The sequence below is a fragment of the Kitasatospora sp. NPDC056138 genome (assembly GCF_042264695.1).
GTDB lineage: Bacteria > Actinomycetota > Actinomycetes > Streptomycetales > Streptomycetaceae > Kitasatospora.
In genome coordinates, this window is the sequence record NZ_JBHJVK010000069.1 from 1 (window position 1) to 15,082 (window position 15,082).

The 15,082-nt window shown below is 72.6% G+C and carries 17 protein-coding genes; 4 read left to right on the top strand and 13 right to left on the bottom strand.

Features of this window, described 5'->3' with window-relative positions:
- Nucleotides 1-454: 454 nt before the first annotated feature.
- Together ACFC1R_RS31060 and ACFC1R_RS31065 are read left to right on the top strand one after the other, a co-directional pair.
- The gene (locus ACFC1R_RS31060; protein WP_375944287.1) at nt 455-3,028 is read left to right on the top strand and encodes a Helicase associated domain protein; all 2,574 of its coding nucleotides are present in this window, start codon (nt 455-457) and stop codon (nt 3,026-3,028) included.
- Between the two features lie 184 nt (nt 3,029-3,212).
- Nucleotides 3,213-3,944 carry a hypothetical protein gene (locus ACFC1R_RS31065; RefSeq protein WP_375944289.1) on the top strand — a complete coding sequence of 244 codons (732 nt, stop codon included), beginning with the start codon at nt 3,213-3,215 and terminating at the stop codon, nt 3,942-3,944.
- 196 nt (nt 3,945-4,140) lie between these two features.
- On the opposite strand, the gene ACFC1R_RS31070 is transcribed toward ACFC1R_RS31065, so the two are convergent.
- Complete coding sequence (locus ACFC1R_RS31070; RefSeq protein ID WP_375944291.1) at nt 4,141-4,584, bottom strand: hypothetical protein; 444 nt, start codon at nt 4,582-4,584, stop codon at nt 4,141-4,143.
- A gap of 54 nt (nt 4,585-4,638) precedes the next feature.
- Nucleotides 4,639-5,061: a hypothetical protein gene (locus ACFC1R_RS31075; RefSeq protein WP_375944292.1), complete on the bottom strand. Its 423-nt coding sequence runs from the start codon at nt 5,059-5,061 to the stop codon at nt 4,639-4,641.
- A 273-nt stretch (nt 5,062-5,334) separates the two neighbouring features.
- Between ACFC1R_RS31075 and ACFC1R_RS31080 the strand changes: the two genes are divergently transcribed.
- Together ACFC1R_RS31080 and ACFC1R_RS31085 are read left to right on the top strand one after the other, a co-directional pair.
- Nucleotides 5,335-6,042 (top strand): ParA family protein, encoded by a 708-nt coding sequence (locus tag ACFC1R_RS31080; RefSeq protein WP_375944374.1) that lies wholly within the window; start codon nt 5,335-5,337, stop codon nt 6,040-6,042.
- On the top strand, nt 6,042-6,812 hold the full coding sequence (locus tag ACFC1R_RS31085; protein ID WP_375944294.1) for a hypothetical protein: 771 nt from the start codon (nt 6,042-6,044) through the stop codon (nt 6,810-6,812). The genes ACFC1R_RS31080 and ACFC1R_RS31085 overlap by 1 nt, the downstream gene beginning before the upstream one ends.
- A gap of 106 nt (nt 6,813-6,918) precedes the next feature.
- Here ACFC1R_RS31085 and ACFC1R_RS31090 read toward each other — a convergent pair whose 3' ends face one another.
- The 11 genes from ACFC1R_RS31090 to ACFC1R_RS31140 all read right to left on the bottom strand — a co-directional run bounded on the left by ACFC1R_RS31090 (nt 6,919) and on the right by ACFC1R_RS31140 (nt 14,798).
- Nucleotides 6,919-7,395, bottom strand: a complete 477-nt coding sequence (locus tag ACFC1R_RS31090) for a Pycsar system effector family protein (RefSeq protein WP_375944296.1) — start codon at nt 7,393-7,395, stop codon at nt 6,919-6,921.
- 17 nt (nt 7,396-7,412) lie between these two features.
- Nucleotides 7,413-8,354 carry an endonuclease/exonuclease/phosphatase family protein gene (locus ACFC1R_RS31095; RefSeq protein ID WP_375944298.1) on the bottom strand — a complete coding sequence of 314 codons (942 nt, stop codon included), beginning with the start codon at nt 8,352-8,354 and terminating at the stop codon, nt 7,413-7,415.
- A gap of 11 nt (nt 8,355-8,365) precedes the next feature.
- Nucleotides 8,366-9,235, bottom strand: a complete 870-nt coding sequence (locus ACFC1R_RS31100) for a hypothetical protein (RefSeq protein ID WP_375944300.1) — start codon at nt 9,233-9,235, stop codon at nt 8,366-8,368.
- 9 nt (nt 9,236-9,244) lie between these two features.
- A complete protein-coding gene (locus tag ACFC1R_RS31105) occupies nt 9,245-9,442 on the bottom strand; it encodes a hypothetical protein (RefSeq protein WP_375944302.1) in 198 nt (65 codons plus the stop codon).
- A 69-nt stretch (nt 9,443-9,511) separates the two neighbouring features.
- The gene (locus ACFC1R_RS31110; RefSeq protein WP_375944304.1) at nt 9,512-9,736 is read right to left on the bottom strand and encodes a hypothetical protein; all 225 of its coding nucleotides are present in this window, start codon (nt 9,734-9,736) and stop codon (nt 9,512-9,514) included.
- Nucleotides 9,733-9,903, bottom strand: coding sequence for a hypothetical protein (locus ACFC1R_RS31115; protein ID WP_375944306.1), 171 nt, complete (start codon nt 9,901-9,903; stop codon nt 9,733-9,735). Before ACFC1R_RS31115 ends, ACFC1R_RS31110 begins: the two co-directional genes overlap by 4 nt.
- 6 nt (nt 9,904-9,909) lie before the next feature.
- A complete protein-coding gene (locus ACFC1R_RS31120; protein WP_375944308.1) occupies nt 9,910-10,476 on the bottom strand; it encodes a hypothetical protein in 567 nt (188 codons plus the stop codon).
- A gap of 129 nt (nt 10,477-10,605) precedes the next feature.
- The gene (locus tag ACFC1R_RS31125) at nt 10,606-11,013 is read right to left on the bottom strand and encodes an RRQRL motif-containing zinc-binding protein (RefSeq protein ID WP_375944310.1); all 408 of its coding nucleotides are present in this window, start codon (nt 11,011-11,013) and stop codon (nt 10,606-10,608) included.
- Between the two features lie 15 nt (nt 11,014-11,028).
- Entirely contained in the window at nt 11,029-11,532 is a 504-nt protein-coding gene (locus tag ACFC1R_RS31130; RefSeq protein WP_375944312.1) for an AAA family ATPase, read from the bottom strand.
- Nucleotides 11,533-11,615: 83 nt separating this feature from the next.
- The gene (locus tag ACFC1R_RS31135) at nt 11,616-11,999 is read right to left on the bottom strand and encodes a hypothetical protein (protein ID WP_375944314.1); all 384 of its coding nucleotides are present in this window, start codon (nt 11,997-11,999) and stop codon (nt 11,616-11,618) included.
- Between the two features lie 516 nt (nt 12,000-12,515).
- Entirely contained in the window at nt 12,516-14,798 is a 2,283-nt protein-coding gene (locus ACFC1R_RS31140) for a hypothetical protein (RefSeq protein ID WP_375944315.1), read from the bottom strand.
- Nucleotides 14,799-15,082 lie beyond the last annotated feature (284 nt).

Genomic DNA, 15,082 nt, shown 5'->3' on the forward strand with positions numbered 1-15,082 from the left:
TCATATCACTGAGCTGGGATTTTGGCTGGACTTACGGCAGGCTGACTAGGGGGAGGGGTGGCGCTGAGGGGGCGCGTGCGGGTCGGCTTCACTCCCGCCGGATTGGTCTAGTCCACGGTCTAGACCACTGTTTCGGCCTCACGGCGGGTCGGGGTGCGCTACCCTCGGAGGGTGAGCAACGGTCTCCAGTGTATCAGTCTTCGGACGTCAGGTGATCCCGCCGGAAGTGGGGTCCTGACCCGTGCTTTTCGGGCGTTCACCGGAATTCGCGGCCGGGGACTGATATCCTGCCGGATAGTCGCTTCTGTCGCGCGCTATATCCGGTCGCCTCGATTCTCGGGCCGTCCGTCGAATGTATCAGTAGGGCACTGTCAGCATTTCCCGCGTGGTCCCTGGTGTGGGTCCGGGAATGGGTGAGGGGAGACACGTCTTCGTGAATGTCGTAAAGCCTGGCTTGAAGGCCGCTCAGGCAGCCGCCGGCATCTCGCTGCGCGGGCACCAGGAGGAGGCGCTGGAGGCCATCGTGCGGGGCCTGACGCCCCGTCCGGGGCACCCGGCTCCGAACGGGCTGCGGGTGACGGTGCAGATGGCCACCGGCTCCGGCAAGAGCTACGTCGGTGCTGCGGCCGGCCAGAAGCTCGTCCCGCGCGGGACGGTGCTGGTGGTCGTGCCCACGCTGGACCTGCTGGTGCAGATGGTCGGCGCCTGGCGGGCGGCCGGGCGCTCCGGGGACATGCACGCCATCTGCTCGCTGGTCGACTCGGAGCTGCCGTTCGGGGTGATGGCGAGCACCAGTCCGCTGATGATCGGCATGTGGCTGGCGAACGCCGCGAAGCACCGCCGGCCGACCACCCTGTTCGCCACCTACACGTCCGTGGGCGCGGTCGCCGACGCCTACGAGTACTGGGCCGAGCGCCAAGGCGAGCTGCTGCCCCCGCTGGGCCTGATGGTCTGTGACGAGGCACACCGGTCCTCCGGCAGTGTCGAGAAGACCTGGACGGTGGTGCACGACCAGGCCGCCATCCCCGCGGACCGCCGGCTCTACATGACGGCGACTCCGCGGATCTGGGCGCCGCCCAAGCGCCCCGTGAAGGGCCGCGAGGGCGCCTTGCAGCCGCTTCCGGAGGAGCTGGCGGTGTCGATGGACGACCAGCGGATCTACGGCCCGCACGTCTACTCCCTGGGCCTCGCGGAGGCCATCGACAGGAAGTTGCTCGCCCCGTTCGAGATCGTGGTCCTGGAGCTGCGGGATCCGCTCGGCGACCGGGCCGCGGCCGAGGCACAGGGCGTGCCGTGGGGGCCCGGTGTCGGCGAGGCGGAGGACGGCAGCGAGGACGAGGTGCCGGCCGCGCGGATCGCCGCGATCCAGGCCGGGCTGCTCAAGACCGTGGTGGAGCGCGACCTCCGGCGGTGCATCACGTTCCACAGCCGCACGATCGAGGTGCGGTATTTCTCGGAGACGCTGAATCAGACGGTCGAGAAGCTGCACTTCGAGAACCCGCAGAAATACCCGCCCGAGGTCTGGGCGCAGTGGCTTTCCGGTGAGCACGAGGTCGACTACCGGAAGGAGCTGATCGGCGACTTCGGAAAGGGCGAGGAGGACGACGGGCTCAGGTACCGGATTTTCAGCAACTGCAAAGTATTGGGCGAGGGCGTCGATATGCCGAATGCAGATTCGGTGCTTCTCCAGGGCCGGGGCAGCATGGTGGATATCGTCCAGGCCATCGGCCGGGCCCTGCGCATGCAGCCGGGCGAAGGAAAGACGGCCAGCCTGATCGTACCGGTCTTCCTCAAGCCCGGAGAGGAGCCCGGGGACATTCTGGAGTCGGATTCCTACGGTCCCCTGGTCAAGATTCTGACCGCGCTGCGCAGCCACGACGCCAAGGTGGTCGAGGCCCTCGCGGTGCCGCAGAAGTCCGGCAAGCGGACCAAGGGGCGCAGCGCCGAGGCTGCTTCCGGCCCTGGTGAGAGCATGGTTGGTGCGGGTGGCGGGTCGGGGGCGTTCACGCTGCCGGTGCGGTTCCAGACGCCGGTGGACGAGAACGTGCTCGCCCTGTTCATCGCCTCCAGGGTCCTGGTCGGCGAGACGCAGTTGTGGCGTGAGGGGATCGGTCACGCGCGGAAATGGTTCGAGGAGACCGGCGGTCTGGACGTTCCCTATTCCGCGCTCGTCGGGGAGAACGGGAATTACCCCCTCGGAAAGTGGCTGTCGGACCGGCGCAGCGAGAATGCGAACGGTGAACTGGCGTCATACCGAGTGGAGATGCTGGACGCGCTCGGCATGATCTGGTCCGTGAGCGATGCTCGGTTCGAGGCCGGGTTGGACTGGGCGCGGGTCTGGGCGAAGGGCCACGGCGGGAGCCTGGCGGCGCCGGCGCGGGCCTCGGTCGGCGGGTACGCCATCGGCACCTGGTTGTCGGAGCTGCGGGCCGCGGCGCAGGTGCCGGCGGGCGAGCAGGGGGCGCTGGTGCCGGAGCGGCGGCGGGCGCTGGAGGAGATCGACCCGTGGTGGTGCCCCACCTGGCCCATCACCTGGCAGCGCGCCTACGCGACCGCCCGGCTGTGGTGGCTGGACACCGACGGCCTGGTCGACTGGACCCGGCTGCCTGCGGACACGGTGTTCGAGGGCGAGCAGCTCGGCCGCTGGGTGCAGGCGCAGCGGGCCGGCTGGCCGGACCTGGAGGAGGACCAGCGGGACCTGCTGACGGCGATCGGCATCGAGGCCGACCAGGAGCTGGTGGCCGCGAAGGCCGCCGCCGAGGCGAAGCCGAAGGTGTCCCGCGGCGACAGGTTCGCCCAGGGCGTCGCCGCGCTCGCCCAGTTCGTCGAGCGGGAGCGGCATCCCCGGGTGCCCCGCCCGCACAAGGAGCCGGTGGAGGCCGTGGAGGCCGGCCCCGGTGGCGAGGAGCAGGTGGTGGTGTCGCACTTCGCGCTGGGCACCTGGCTCAACAACCAGAAGGCACGCCGGGCGAAGCTGACCGCGGGCCAGCTCGCGCAGCTCGCCGAGCACGGCGTGGAGTGGGCGTAGCGGGCCGTCCCGGCCGGGCTTGCGTCGTTGGTCGGCGGTAGGCTGCCGGGGCCCTGAGAAAGCACTGGAGGCCGTCACCTGCGGGTGACGGCCTTCGGGCTTCTCTACCCTGTCGCGCGCTCCGTGGCGGTGAATTCTGCTGCTTCGGGCACGCGGTGCGGCGCCGTCCTGGAGACTGCCCGGTATGGACGACAGGACCGTGGGCCAGGATCCGAATACCGTGGAGAAGAGCCTGGAGGGCACGTTGCCGTGGCTGGTGCCGTCCGGCCTGGCCGCCGAGGCACTCGCGCAGCTGGACCGGCCGCTGCTGGCCTGGATCCAGGACCCGGAGTACAACGAGTTCGACTCCGCAGACTTCTACGCCGAGCACCGCGAGGCCGGCGACAAGCTGTCGAAGCTGGAGAAGCGGATCGCCAAGCTGCCAGTGCGCCAGTCCTGGCGGATGGAACGGGTCTGGACCCCGGACGAGGAGAGCAGCGAGGCGTACGAGGCGGCGTACGAGAAGGCGTCGGTGACGATCGGCGACCGCCGGCTGCACCCCAGGGACCTGGACGCCTACGCCACGATCGCCTACGAGGTGGCCGGCCTCCACCAGGAGGAGGACGAGGACGGCTTCGACGACGAGGACGACCAGGGCGAGGTACCCGGCGAGCTGGACGCCGCGCTGGAGTGGGCCCGCGCCGGGGTGTGCGTCCTCCAGCAGTCGCTGCCCTGGCCGTTCACCGATGTCCTGCTCTACAGCGAGCTCGACAACCGGCCCGCCCACCGCATCCTCTACTGCTACGCCGACCTGCTGCGCCGAAGCGACCCGAAGGCGGCGGCGACGTGGTTCACCGCGCTGGTCTACCTCAACCCGAACGACAACCTGGGCGCCCGCTTCATCGCCCCGGACGGCCCCCAGGACCCCGGCTTCTGAGCAGTGCGGAGGCCGTCACCCTGCGCGTGGGGTGACGGCCTCCGGCGTGTTCGGGGCTCGGATCGGGGCGGCCGGTGTGTACGGCCGGCCGCCCCGGGCGGCGGTGCTGGCCGGCGTCCGGGCGCCGCGGGGGTGTACGTGCCGGGCGGTGAGAGCAGAGCATCGCCGCGCGCCCTGGTCGGAACGCTCGGTGCGCTCAACGAGTGGGCGCGGGTTGGGGTACGTGGTCCCCGGATTCCCATCCGCAGCGTCGGCACCACGGCAGGCCGGGGATTCCCGGGTCGTACTGGCCGCAGGGCACTTCCTGCTTGGACAGCGGGGTCGGGGTATGGAAGTCCCACAGCGGCAATGCCGCGGGGTCCAGTCCTCGGGCCACCAGCCGGTGGTAGAGCGCTGCGTGGGCGTTGTACTCGGCGACGTCGGTCCCGAGCTGTCTGCCGGCCTCGATCACGTCGGCGGCGTACAACGTCCTCAGCCCGGCCGTTCCGCTCTTCTCCAGGGCGTGGACAATCGCACGGTCGGCAGCGACCAGGGCCGCCTGAAAGGCGCGCCAGCGCTCGAGTTCCTGCGGCGTCGGGCGGAAGGTCATCCGCAGCCGGCGGCGAATGGCCCTGGCCCTGTCGGCCGCCTTCTTCATCATGGCTCGCACACTACCGACCACAGTGGACGACGGTGGCGGGAACGGCCTGAGCGGTCAGCTCTTCTCGGGCTCGCCGAGGGTCCAGCCGCTGACCGCCGCGACCGGGCCGCGCCAGGTCGGCAAGGTGTGGCTGGCCCGGCCGTCGCGGTAGGTGACGTCGCGCAGGTGGAGGAAGCGGGAGTCCGGCTGCAACCGCCGGCCCTTGTCGCCGTTCTCCTCGATCCGGTCGCGGGCCGTCCCGACGGCCCGGCGCAGGTCGTAGTCGTCCAGCTCGCGGGTGAACTTCTCCTCCCAGACCGCGGCCGGGACGATCGTGCCGGTGACGAGCCCGCCGGGCACGATCAGGGTGACCACCACCTCGGAGTCGATGTGCTCGCTCGCGGCGCCCAGGCGCAGCAGCTCCAGGTAGGGGTCGTGGTGGGAGTCCTGGCCGAGCAGGACTTTCAGGACCTGCTGCGCCGCTTCCTTCGCCCCCACCGGGTCCTCCTCGTGCTGCTGGGCCTGCGGGGAACGTACCCGTAGATGGTGAGCGTGAGTCACCACAGAGTGTGCCACTGTGGCACGGTTTCGATGGCCGCCTGGTCGGGATTCCTGGCGATCCTGCGAGCCGGGTTCGGTGCCGATCCGATCATCTGGAATGCTTGGCTCACATTTGCTCCGAGTACCAGCAGAGACTGGGAAGTCGCGGAGGTCTATATGACCGTGCTTGCAGAGGCAGGCACCGCCGTCGCGCAGTCGCGTGGCGCGCGTGTGTTTGCCGTCATCGCCCGTAAGGGTGGGGTGGGTAAGACCACTATCACCGTGAATCTGGCCGCCGTCGCCGGCCAGAACAACCCGGCAGGTGACCCCGAGGCCCCGGCGCCCGTCGTCGCCGCCGGGATCGACCCACAGGGGTCGCTGGAGGAGTGGGCCGAGCGGGTTCCGGAGAAGGGGCTGAGCTTCGACTACGTCACCACCCGCGGCAAGGCCGGGGTGTTGGCGGAGCTCAAGAAGGATCCCGGGCTCTCGCGGATCTACGTCGACTCGCCTGGCTTCATGGACACCGACGCCGACAACGACATGGCGGTCGACCCGCTGGGCAAGGGGAACGCGGCCAACGCGCTGCGGGACCTGCTCGACATCACGGACGTGGCGATCGTCCCGATCACCACCGACTGGATGAGCCACTCACCGGCCGAGTTCACCATCGAGCGTGTGCTTAAGCCGAGGCAGATCCCCTTCATCGTGGTCATCAACATGTGGGAGTCGCGCGACGGCAAGGCCGACCTGGAGGACGCAATCAAGTGGGCGGACGAGCGTGGCTACCGGCGTGCTCCCGAGCCGATAAGGAAGCTCACGCTGCACTCCCGGGCGGCCAAGCGCGGTGAGGTCGTCACCAACTACGCGCCGTCCGGCACCTCGCTGCGGGCCAGGGAAGACTTCTACAAGCTGAGCCTCGCAGTGGAGCAGGTGATCTGATGGGTAGGCAGCGAAACGTCACGCCGGAGGGGCCGCGCAAGCCCAAGGGCATCGTGGACCTGGTGCAGGAGATCGTGCTGCCTGGCCGGCCTCTGTCGGACACCGACGTGCTGATGGTGGACGAGCAGCGGAATCTGCTCGCGTGTGAGGCCGCGATCGAGGCAGTGAAGCTCGCGTTCTGGGCGGCCGGGAAGGCGCTCCAGGCGGTCCGGGACGGCCGGCTCTATCGCGCCGACTACAGCAGCTTCGATGCCTACTGCCTCGAGCGGTGGGATATCCAGCGCGACTACGCGGACAAGCTGATCCGGTCCTGGTCGCTCGCCGAGCAGCTGCACAAGCTGGCGGAGCGCAAGCTCAACGAGGCGCAGGTCCGCCCACTGGTGGGGTTGGCGAAGGCGAAGGGCTCGGATGCCGCCGAGACGGTCTTCGTGGCGGTACAGAACGGGCCGGTGCCGGTCACCGGTGCGGTGATCGCTGGAGCGGTGAAGGCTCTGCCGAACGGTGAGTTCGTCGCCGAGGAAGCGGTCGGACACGTCCAGAAGTACCTGGAGACCGTGGCAGCCGGCCAGAAGAGCCAGAACGGCAAGAAGCGGCCGCCCTCCGCCGAGAACACCTTCGAGGCCAGGGTCGAGCACGCGGTTCCGATCGACTGGCTGCGGAAGCTCGCGAAGACCGATCCGGGCAAGGTCGTGGAGTTCTTGGACGCTGTGCAGCAGCAGCTGGACAAGGCGCGGGGAGAGCTCGTGCCCGGTCCGGTCGCCGACCAGTAGCGTTCGAATAGATTCGAACAAAGTCCAGACAATTGTCTGGGCTTCAAATGCCGAAGGCCCGCACCCCGTCGTCTCGGGGTGCGGGCCTTCGGCATTGCCGGACCGATCAGGCAGCAGTGAGGAGCGCCGCTCCGGCGAGAGCAGCCAGGGCGAGGATCGTGATGTCCGCCGACCAGCGGAGCAGCAGCATCTTGCGGTGGCAGAGCACGGAGAGAACGCCGAGGCGGTCGAGGCGCCGGTCGGGGGCGAGTTCGGCGCGCAGCTGGCTGGGGGTGCGGGTGGCCCAGTGGGCGTAGGAACTGCGGTCGTCAGGGGCGATGCGGGGACGGACGACGAGCACGGCGAGGACGGTGGCGGCGAGCAGGACGGCTGCCACGGGGGCGATGACGAGCAGGCTGGCTCCCTTCGCCTGGGCGAGGATCGCGACGGCGGCCGCGAGGACCCCATCGAGGCCGAGGAGTAAGCCGGCCTTCTGGTCGGTCCTGGCTACCTCTCCAATCACGTGGGTCAGCGCCTCGGCGAGGTTCTGCTCGGCGCGGTCGGTGCCCTCGGCCGCCGGGGCGGGGTCCTGGGTGGTGGTCACGATTCTCCTCGGGGTGGTCACTGGTAGGTCCACGGCTGGCTGGTGTCGATGAGGTCGATGTCGAGGGTGACGGCCAGGCCGTGGTGGTCGCTGGCGTCGGCCGGGGTGTCGAGCAGGGTGTAGGAGACGATGGCCGGGGCGAGCGGGACGGAGACCCAGAGCTGGTCAATGCGGTCGTCGTTGCCGGTGCGCCGCAGCAGGGCCTCGTCGCCGGTCTGCTCGTGCAGGTGCCAGGCGGTGTCGATGAGGCCGTTGGCGGCGAGCTTCCAGGCGACTCGGCGGTCCGGCACTGGGGCGGCCTGCTGGCGGAGTGCCGGGTCGGTGAGCAGGGTGCGGGCGCCGCGGTTGTAGGGGCGCATGCGGTCCCAGGCCGGGTCGGGGCCGGCGGCAGGCGGGTAGTTGATGTCGCCGCCGAGGATGCAGTACGGGCCGTACCGGTAGCTTCGGGACGCGGCGAAGTCGGCCTCCGCGACCGCGCGGTCCGCACTGTAGGGCGTCAGGTGGACGCTGGTGACGGCGAGCGGCGCGGGCAGCCCCATGATGGCGAACGCGGCGGTGCCGAACCCGTGGTGCGTTTCGTCGGCGGCGTAGTCGGTGTTCCAGTTCGTTCGGCGGCCCAGGGTCTCGCGGCGGTATAGCAGGGCGGTGCCACGGCCGCTGCGCGCGGGAGCAAGGAGTCCGTCGAGACCGAGGTCCTGTTCCGCGCGGATGAGCTGGCGGTGGCCGGCGTCGGCCCACCCCTCGGCTTCCTGGAGCAGGACCAGGTCCGGGTCGACGGCGGCGAGGCGCTTGGCGAGGAGCGGCCATCGGTCTTCGCGGCTGCCGTCCGCGTCGAACAGGCCGCCTCGCTTCAGGTTCTGGACGGCGATGGTCAGGATCACGGTTTCCCTTTCGTCGTGCGGTGCGGTGGCCAGGTAGAGGGCACCCGCCCGGCGTTGGCCGGGCGGGTGTACGGCCAACGCCGGGCGGATCAGCGAGAGGCGAGGACGGGCAGGACGGCGACCTGGTGGCGGTGGAGCAGGGCGTGCTGGCCGGGGTCGAGTCGCCAGAGGCCGAGGCGGCCGGCGGCGGGGATGGGGTCGGCGAGGGCCTGGACATCGGTGAGGGTCCAGTGCCAGAGGCCAGGCAGGCCCCAGGGGCGGCAACAGCCGGTGTCGCGGTGGCAGTCGGTGATGCGGGCGGTGGCGACGAGGGCGCCGGTCGTCAGCGCGGGGGCGCCGGGGCGGGCGAGGGCGGCCCGGACAAGCGGGTCGGCCTGGCCGTCGCGGGCGAGGGCGCGGGCGGCGTGCAGGACGACCGGGCCGCGGTGGCGGGTCGGCCAGGACCGGTTCTCCACCTGCTTGTCTCCGGCGAGGATCGCGGCCAGCCAGGGCTGGCGGATCGTCAGTGCGGGGACGTCGGCGGCGGGCTGCGCCGCCGGGTCGGTGCCCTCGCCGATGCGGCGCAGCGCTTCGGGAAGGGCGGCGCCCCAGTCGCCGGTGAAGGCGAGCGCGCGGTCGTCGATGTAGAGGGCCGCGCCCAACTTCTTGTTGGTGACGAGGAGCCGGCCGCCGTCGCTGGTCCAGTAGGCGCGGTCGGGGTCCTGGTCGACGACCGCGGGGATGCCATGGCGGTTGAACCAGGCCGCCACGGCGGGGTGGTAACGACGGTGGCGGGCGGTGACGCAGAAAACGGACCGGCACGCCATCAGCCGCCGGACGGCTTCGAGGGCACCGGGGATCGGGTCGCCGTAGATGCGCCCGTCCTGCCAGCCGTTTTGGTGCGCGACGACCGTGAGGTCGAAGTCCACGCCCACGGCGTGGCTGGCAGGGGAGTCGGGGCTGAGCGGGACGACGGTCAACAAGGTCTCCTAGGTGTAGGGGCGGATGGTGATCGGGATGCGCCGGTCGCTGGGGTCGGGGCGGTGGGCGGTTCGACGGTGGGCACGCAGTCCGAGCGGGCCGCCCTGGATCGGGGAGCGGCAGTCAGGGCAGGAGCTCCACCAGGCGGTGCCGGGCGGCAGGTCGGCCGGGGTGAGCGGGTGCGGGCCGGGTGCGGCGCGGGTCATCGGGACCTCCGGGATGCGGGGGCCCGGCCTACCGGGTGTCGGCGGGCCGGGCCCGGGGCGGCGGGTCGGTCAGGCGGTGGGCGGGGTGCGGCGGGCGATCTCGCGCATGCCGTCGATGCGGTGGGCCTGCCGGGAGAGGCGGGCGGCGAGGGAGGCCAGGCGGTCAGCGTCCTCGGTGCGCGCCCCGCGGTTCAGGGCGTCGACGTAGTGCCGGGCGGCGTCGGCGAGCTGCTGCGCGTCCAGGTCGTGGCCCTGGAGCTCTCGGTCGATCGCCGGGTCCGGGTCGTGGGTCACGAGCTGCTCCGGTCGGTGGGCGGTTCGGGGGACCAGGCGCCGGTGGGGTCGTCGCCCCAGTCGTCCGGGTCCGGGGTGGTCGGCTCCGGTCGGCCGGGCCGCCCGGTGAGCAGGTCGCGCAGGGCGGCGAGCAGGCCGCGGCGCGGGTAGGAGGGCGGGACGGTCACGGCGGGTCAGCTCGCGTCGGGCAGCGGCGGCAGGAAGGGGCACTTGGCCGCGTGGTCGGCGACCTCCTGGCGGACCGCGTAGACGTACATGGCCTCGGCCTGGCCGCGGTTCTCGCGGCAGCCGGTGCAGTGCCACCAGGCCGGCGCCTCGTGGTGGGCGTCAGTGCCGAGGGGCCAGGGCTGGGCACCGATCAGCTCGACCGCGGCGCCACCCTTGGTGAGCTGGCGCATCCAGATGTGGCCGGGTCCGCCGCCGGTCGGGGCGTCGCCGATGTGGACCTGGCCGTGGTCGAGGCGGATGCGGCCGTGGTCGGCGGCCTGCTCCAGGAGCGCCATCAAGCGGTCGTGGCCGCCGAGCATCTCGCCGCCGGGGATGACGCGCGACCAGATGTACAGCTCGCCGACGGTGGTGCGGCGCTGGCCGAGGGCCTCGAGGTGGTCGAGGGCGGCGAGGACGACGGTGTAGGCGTCGTCGCGGCGCAGCCGGCCGTCGAGGGGGTCGGGGGCGAGGTCGGCGAGGAGCTTCTCCAGGGCGGCGTTGACGGCGGGGAGGCGGGGGTTGTCGACGGACACGGGTGGTGCCTTTCGGTGGGTGCGGGGTCTGCGGGGTCGGGGTGACCGGGCAGCCGCGCCGGTCCCGGCGGGGTCGGCCGCTGGGTGCGGTCGGGGTCCGGGGCCGGCGGCGGCGGTCCGCTCGGCGGGTCAGGCCGGGACGGCGGCGCGGGCGAGGGCCAGGAGCTGTTCGAGCTCGGCCAGGGCGAGGCCGTCTGCGCACTCGAGGCAGCAGCCGAGCGAGGTCGGGATGCAGTGCTCGGCGACGGCGCGGCACAGCGGGCAGGTGCGGCGGGCGAGCATCATGCGCTGGTGGGCCTGCCAACGGGCCGGGGTCATCGGGCGGACCGGCAGGGAGAGGGAGCGGCGGTACAGGTATCCGTAGCGAAGGCCGCCGCGGCAGACGACCTGAGCGGCCGGCTCCTGTCCGCCGGGCCGAAGGCCGACGGCGCGCAGCTGGCGGCGGGTCATCAGGTCGGGGGAGGGGGACCAGCGCCAGGGGTAGGTGGGCAGGCCGCCGTGGTGCTCGCCGGTCGGGTCGAGGTCGATCGCGCGCACGGGCTCCTCCGGGGGTCAGCGGATGCGGGCCGGTTCGAGGTAGGCCGGGCCGGTGGCCCGGACGTGGTCGACGTGGACGAAGCCCTCGGCGAGCAGCTGCTCGGCGGTGGGCACCAGGCGCTCCTGGTCGACCAGAACGTGGTCCGGGACGACGCGCTCGCGGCCGGCGTTCTGGGCGCGGCGGCGTTCCAGGGAGACGTCGAACAGGACGGCCGAGCAGGGGCGCTGCCAGTAGCGGGCTCGGGCGAGAAGGCCGGCCCTGACGTGGGGCAGGAGGGCGGTCGAGTCGATCACGGTCGTGAGGGAGCGGGAGAGCCGGGCGTCCAGCAGCAGCGTCTGGACCTGGTCGGCGACCGGGGTCGCGGACTGGTCGGCCATGTCGTCGGTCGCCATCGCCCGGTAGTCGTCCAGGCTCAGGCGCCAGGTGGTCGGCCAGCGGCGGAGGGCGAACGTGGTCTTCCCAGCCCCGGAACCGCCGACCAGGACGACGACGGAGCCGGGGGTGAAGGTGAGGTTCACGGGCGGTGCCTTTCGGTTCGGGGGTAGCGGGGCAGGGCTGGCTGCTGCGCTGAAGCGGTTCGGCGCAGCAGCCGGGCGGGGTGTCAGCTGCGGCCGGGCGGGAGTGCCTTGGCGGTCGGCTCGGTGGCGGCCTGGCGGTGCTGGAGGGCGAGCCAGGCCCCGGCCGCGGTCATCAGCCGGCCGTCGCCGAGGGCGTCCAGCGGGGCGGTGTCGATGTCGTGCATCAGCTCGGCCGGGTCGAGCGGGCGCATGAAGACGACCGGCGCGTAGCGGATCACCTCGTCGGTGGCCAGGACCTGCACGGTGGCCTTGTCCTTGAGGTAGTGGCTGTCGCACAGGACCTTGCAGACCTGGGTGTGGTCGGGGTGGCCGGCGAGGTAGCGGTCGGCGTCGCGGAAGAGCACGTAGGTGCCGGGGAGCGGCTTGTCCGGGGCCTGGGTGGTCTGGGGCTGGGTGGTGGGCTGCATCGCGGTGTCCCCTTCGTCGGGTCGGTGCCGGCCGGGCGGCCGGTCCCGTCCCCGGATGCGCGCCGCCCGCCGGGCTGGGTGCCGGGCGGGCGGTGCGGTCCGGGGGCGAGACCGGCGGCCGGGTCAGCTGATGAGCGCGAGGACCAGGACGAAGAGGAGCACGGGCACGGCCATGGCGACGGAGCGCGGGATGTCGATGCAGCCCTTGAGCCGTTCGATCTCGTCGCTGATCGCCTCGCACTCGGCGAGGGTCCGGGCATGGGCGCGGGAGCCGGCGGGGACGTTGGCGAGGGTCTGGCTGCGCTCGTGGAGGAGCTCGCGGTGGGCAGCGATGCGGGCGTCACGGTCTATGGCGAACAGGGCGGTGTCCCCTTCCGGGATCGGTTCGGTGAGCGGGTTGGTGGTGCGGGAGGATGGGGGCGGGCCGGTGGCGAGACCGACCCGCCGGCGCTCTCGGGCGCCTTGGCCTCCGGGGTGCTTCGTTCATCCCGGAGGCCGCTCGCGTTGAGCGCTCGGTTACGCAGCGCGAGCGGCGGGCTTGAGCGTGGGCTCGTCGGCCTCGACCGCGTCGCGCACCCGCTGGCAGGTGCTGCGCGTCTGCTCGGGCGTGCCGGTGAGCAGTCCGCGCTCGGTGAGCGCGGCGTGGATCTCGGCTGCGCGCGGGCGGCGGCCGAGAGCGTCGAACAGCGCGCGGGTGGTCGCCTTGCGGGCGTACATGAGCGCGGCGTCGCTCATCGGCGTTCCCTGGTGAGCGTCGCCGCCCTGCGGGGCGCCGGGCGGGAGCGCGCGCTGAGCGCCACTGGTCCCGCCACCTGCGACGATCTCGCGCTCACGTGAGCGCTCGCCGTGGGTGCCCGGCGTGAGAGTGGCCGTGCCGTGAGCGGAGGGCAGCGGCTGGCCGCCGTGCGGCGGGCGCGGGGCAGGGACCTCGTGAGCGCCGACCGGGACGGCGGTGGGCGCGGCCGGAGCCGGAGCGGGCGCGCCCTGCTCGGCGTGAGCGTCCTTGCCGTGGTCGATGAGCTCGTGGACGCGCCAGATCGCGATGGGGACGACCATGGCGAGCGGGATCGCCAGGCCCCACTGGATCTTCCACTCTCCGTGAGCGTCCTGGGCGACGCCGAGCAGGTGGAGGTCGGTGAGGATCGCAGCGATCTGGCACAGCATCATCACGCCGAGCGCGATGCGGGTCTCCTTGTGCATCTTGCTGCGGGTCGCGGCGATCACCCAGCCGTCCAGGCAGACGGCGAGGAACCACGCCAGGCTGGTGTCCATGCCGGCCACCACCGCGAGCTGGTGCTCGCGCGTGCTGGTGAAGATGATGCCCGCCCACAGGACGGCGCGGGTGAGCAGCCAGGGAATGCGGCCGAGGTACCAGCGGTGGGCCCGCCGGTACCAGCGGTGGTGGCGGGCGGCCATGGCCTCCTCCAGGCGCTGCTGCTCCTCGGTCAGTTCCGTGACCCGGGCTTCGGCCTCGGCGACCTGCGCCAGGGCTTCGGCGACGACCTTGTCCGCGTCGCGCCGGGCGGTGTTGCGGATCCGCTCGGCGTCGGCGTCGGCCTTGCCGCGCTTCGAGCTGGCCTGGCGCAGCTCCTCGCCGGTGGCCGCCTTGGCCTCGTCGATGGCGGCCTGGGCGTCCTCGCGCAGGCGCTGGACGGCGGCCTGGCCGCGCTCGCGCAGGTCGGCGGCCTGGCGGGCGCCCTCCTCGCGGAGCTCCTGCGCGTCGGCCTCGGCCTCCTCCCGCAGCCGGCGGGCCTCGGCGTCGGCGTCCTCGCGAACCGTGTCGGCGTCCGTGCGGGCGGCCTCGGTGACGCGCGCGGCCGTCGCTTCGGCCTCCTGGCGGGTCTCCTCGGCCTGCTCCTCGGCCGCCGCGATGATCTGGCGGGCGGTCTCGGCGGCCCGGGTGCGGATCGCCTCCGCCTCGGTGGCGGCCTCGGTCAGGGTCCGGTCGGCCGCCGCGGCCGCATCCCGCTGCACCGTGGCCGCCAGCTCCCGCGCGCCGGTCAGGTCCTGCTCGGCCTGGGCCCGGTCGGCGGCGGCCTTCTCCCGGGTGCGCTCCAGCTGGTGGCGGGCGTCGTCGACCTGGTCCTGGACGTCGGCGAGGTCGCCGGCGGCCCGGCGCAGCGTCGCCTCCGCCTCGCGGTCGGCCTCGCCGAGCACCTTCGCGGCCTGCTCCTCGGCGGTGGCGGTGATGCCGGCCGCCACGGCCTGGGCCCGCTCCTCGGCGTCGGCGACGATCCGCTCCGCCTCCTGCTCGGCCTGGGCGCGGACGTCGGCGGCGCGCTGCTCGGCGTCGGCCAGCAGCGCCGCTGCCCGCTCGGTGGCCTCCTCCAGCAGCCGGTCGGCCGCCGCGTGGGCGTCGGCGTCGGCCTCCTCGCGCTGCTCCCGGGCGTACTGGAGGATCAGGTCGGCCTGGTCGTTGGCCATGTCGAGGATCTGCCGGACCGTCTGATCGGCACGCTGCGTGACCGCCTCGGCTTCGGCGGCGGCGTCCGCGCGCAGCTGCTCGGCCTCCTCGGCCCACTGCCCGGCGGTGGCCAGCTCGCGGCCGGCCTGCTCGGCAGCGCGCTCCAGGACGGCGAGCGCCTGGTCCTCCGCCAGGGCCAGGACGTCGGCAGCGCGGTCGGCGGCATCCGCCAGGACCGGGTCGGCGGCCGGCCGGACGGTGAAGGTCGCGGGAGGCTCGGCTGGGGGGTTCGGCTGGACGTCGGCCAGGGTGGCCGGGCGGGCCGCAGGGGATTTGGCGGCGGTCTTCTTGGCGGCGCGGGTGCGGCGCGAGGTGGTGGTGCGGGCCGGGGTCATGGCGGGAGACTCCTGTCTCTCGTGGTGACGTTGCGTGGCGGCCTGGGTGGCCGGGAAGGGGTCGCGGCACGCGGAGGCGGCCGGGGTATGGAAACGGCCCCGATGGGGGGTGTCGGGGCCGTTTCCGGGGGGTGCGCGGATCTGATCCGTCTGATCTGTTTTCGCAGGTCACGATCCGTTTCCTGATCTGTCGCCGATCCGTCGCTGATCTGTCCCGGAGACGGATCGGGACGGATCGGCGACAGATCACGGACAGATCAGGTGACGGATCGCGGGACGCCGCC

Excerpts from the sequence above, each read along its gene's own strand:
- ACFC1R_RS31065 (WP_375944289.1), top strand. The coding sequence starts at position 3,213 with ATGGACGACAGGACCGTGGGCCAGGATCCGAATACCGTGGAGAAGAGC.
- ACFC1R_RS31070 (WP_375944291.1), bottom strand. The coding sequence starts at position 4,584 with ATGATGAAGAAGGCGGCCGACAGGGCCAGGGCCATTCGCCGCCGGCTG.
- ACFC1R_RS31085 (WP_375944294.1), top strand. The coding sequence starts at position 6,042 with ATGGGTAGGCAGCGAAACGTCACGCCGGAGGGGCCGCGCAAGCCCAAG.
- ACFC1R_RS31105 (WP_375944302.1), bottom strand. The coding sequence starts at position 9,442 with ATGACCCGCGCCGCACCCGGCCCGCACCCGCTCACCCCGGCCGACCTG.
- ACFC1R_RS31135 (WP_375944314.1), bottom strand. The coding sequence starts at position 11,999 with ATGCAGCCCACCACCCAGCCCCAGACCACCCAGGCCCCGGACAAGCCG.
- ACFC1R_RS31140 (WP_375944315.1), bottom strand. The coding sequence starts at position 14,798 with ATGACCCCGGCCCGCACCACCACCTCGCGCCGCACCCGCGCCGCCAAG.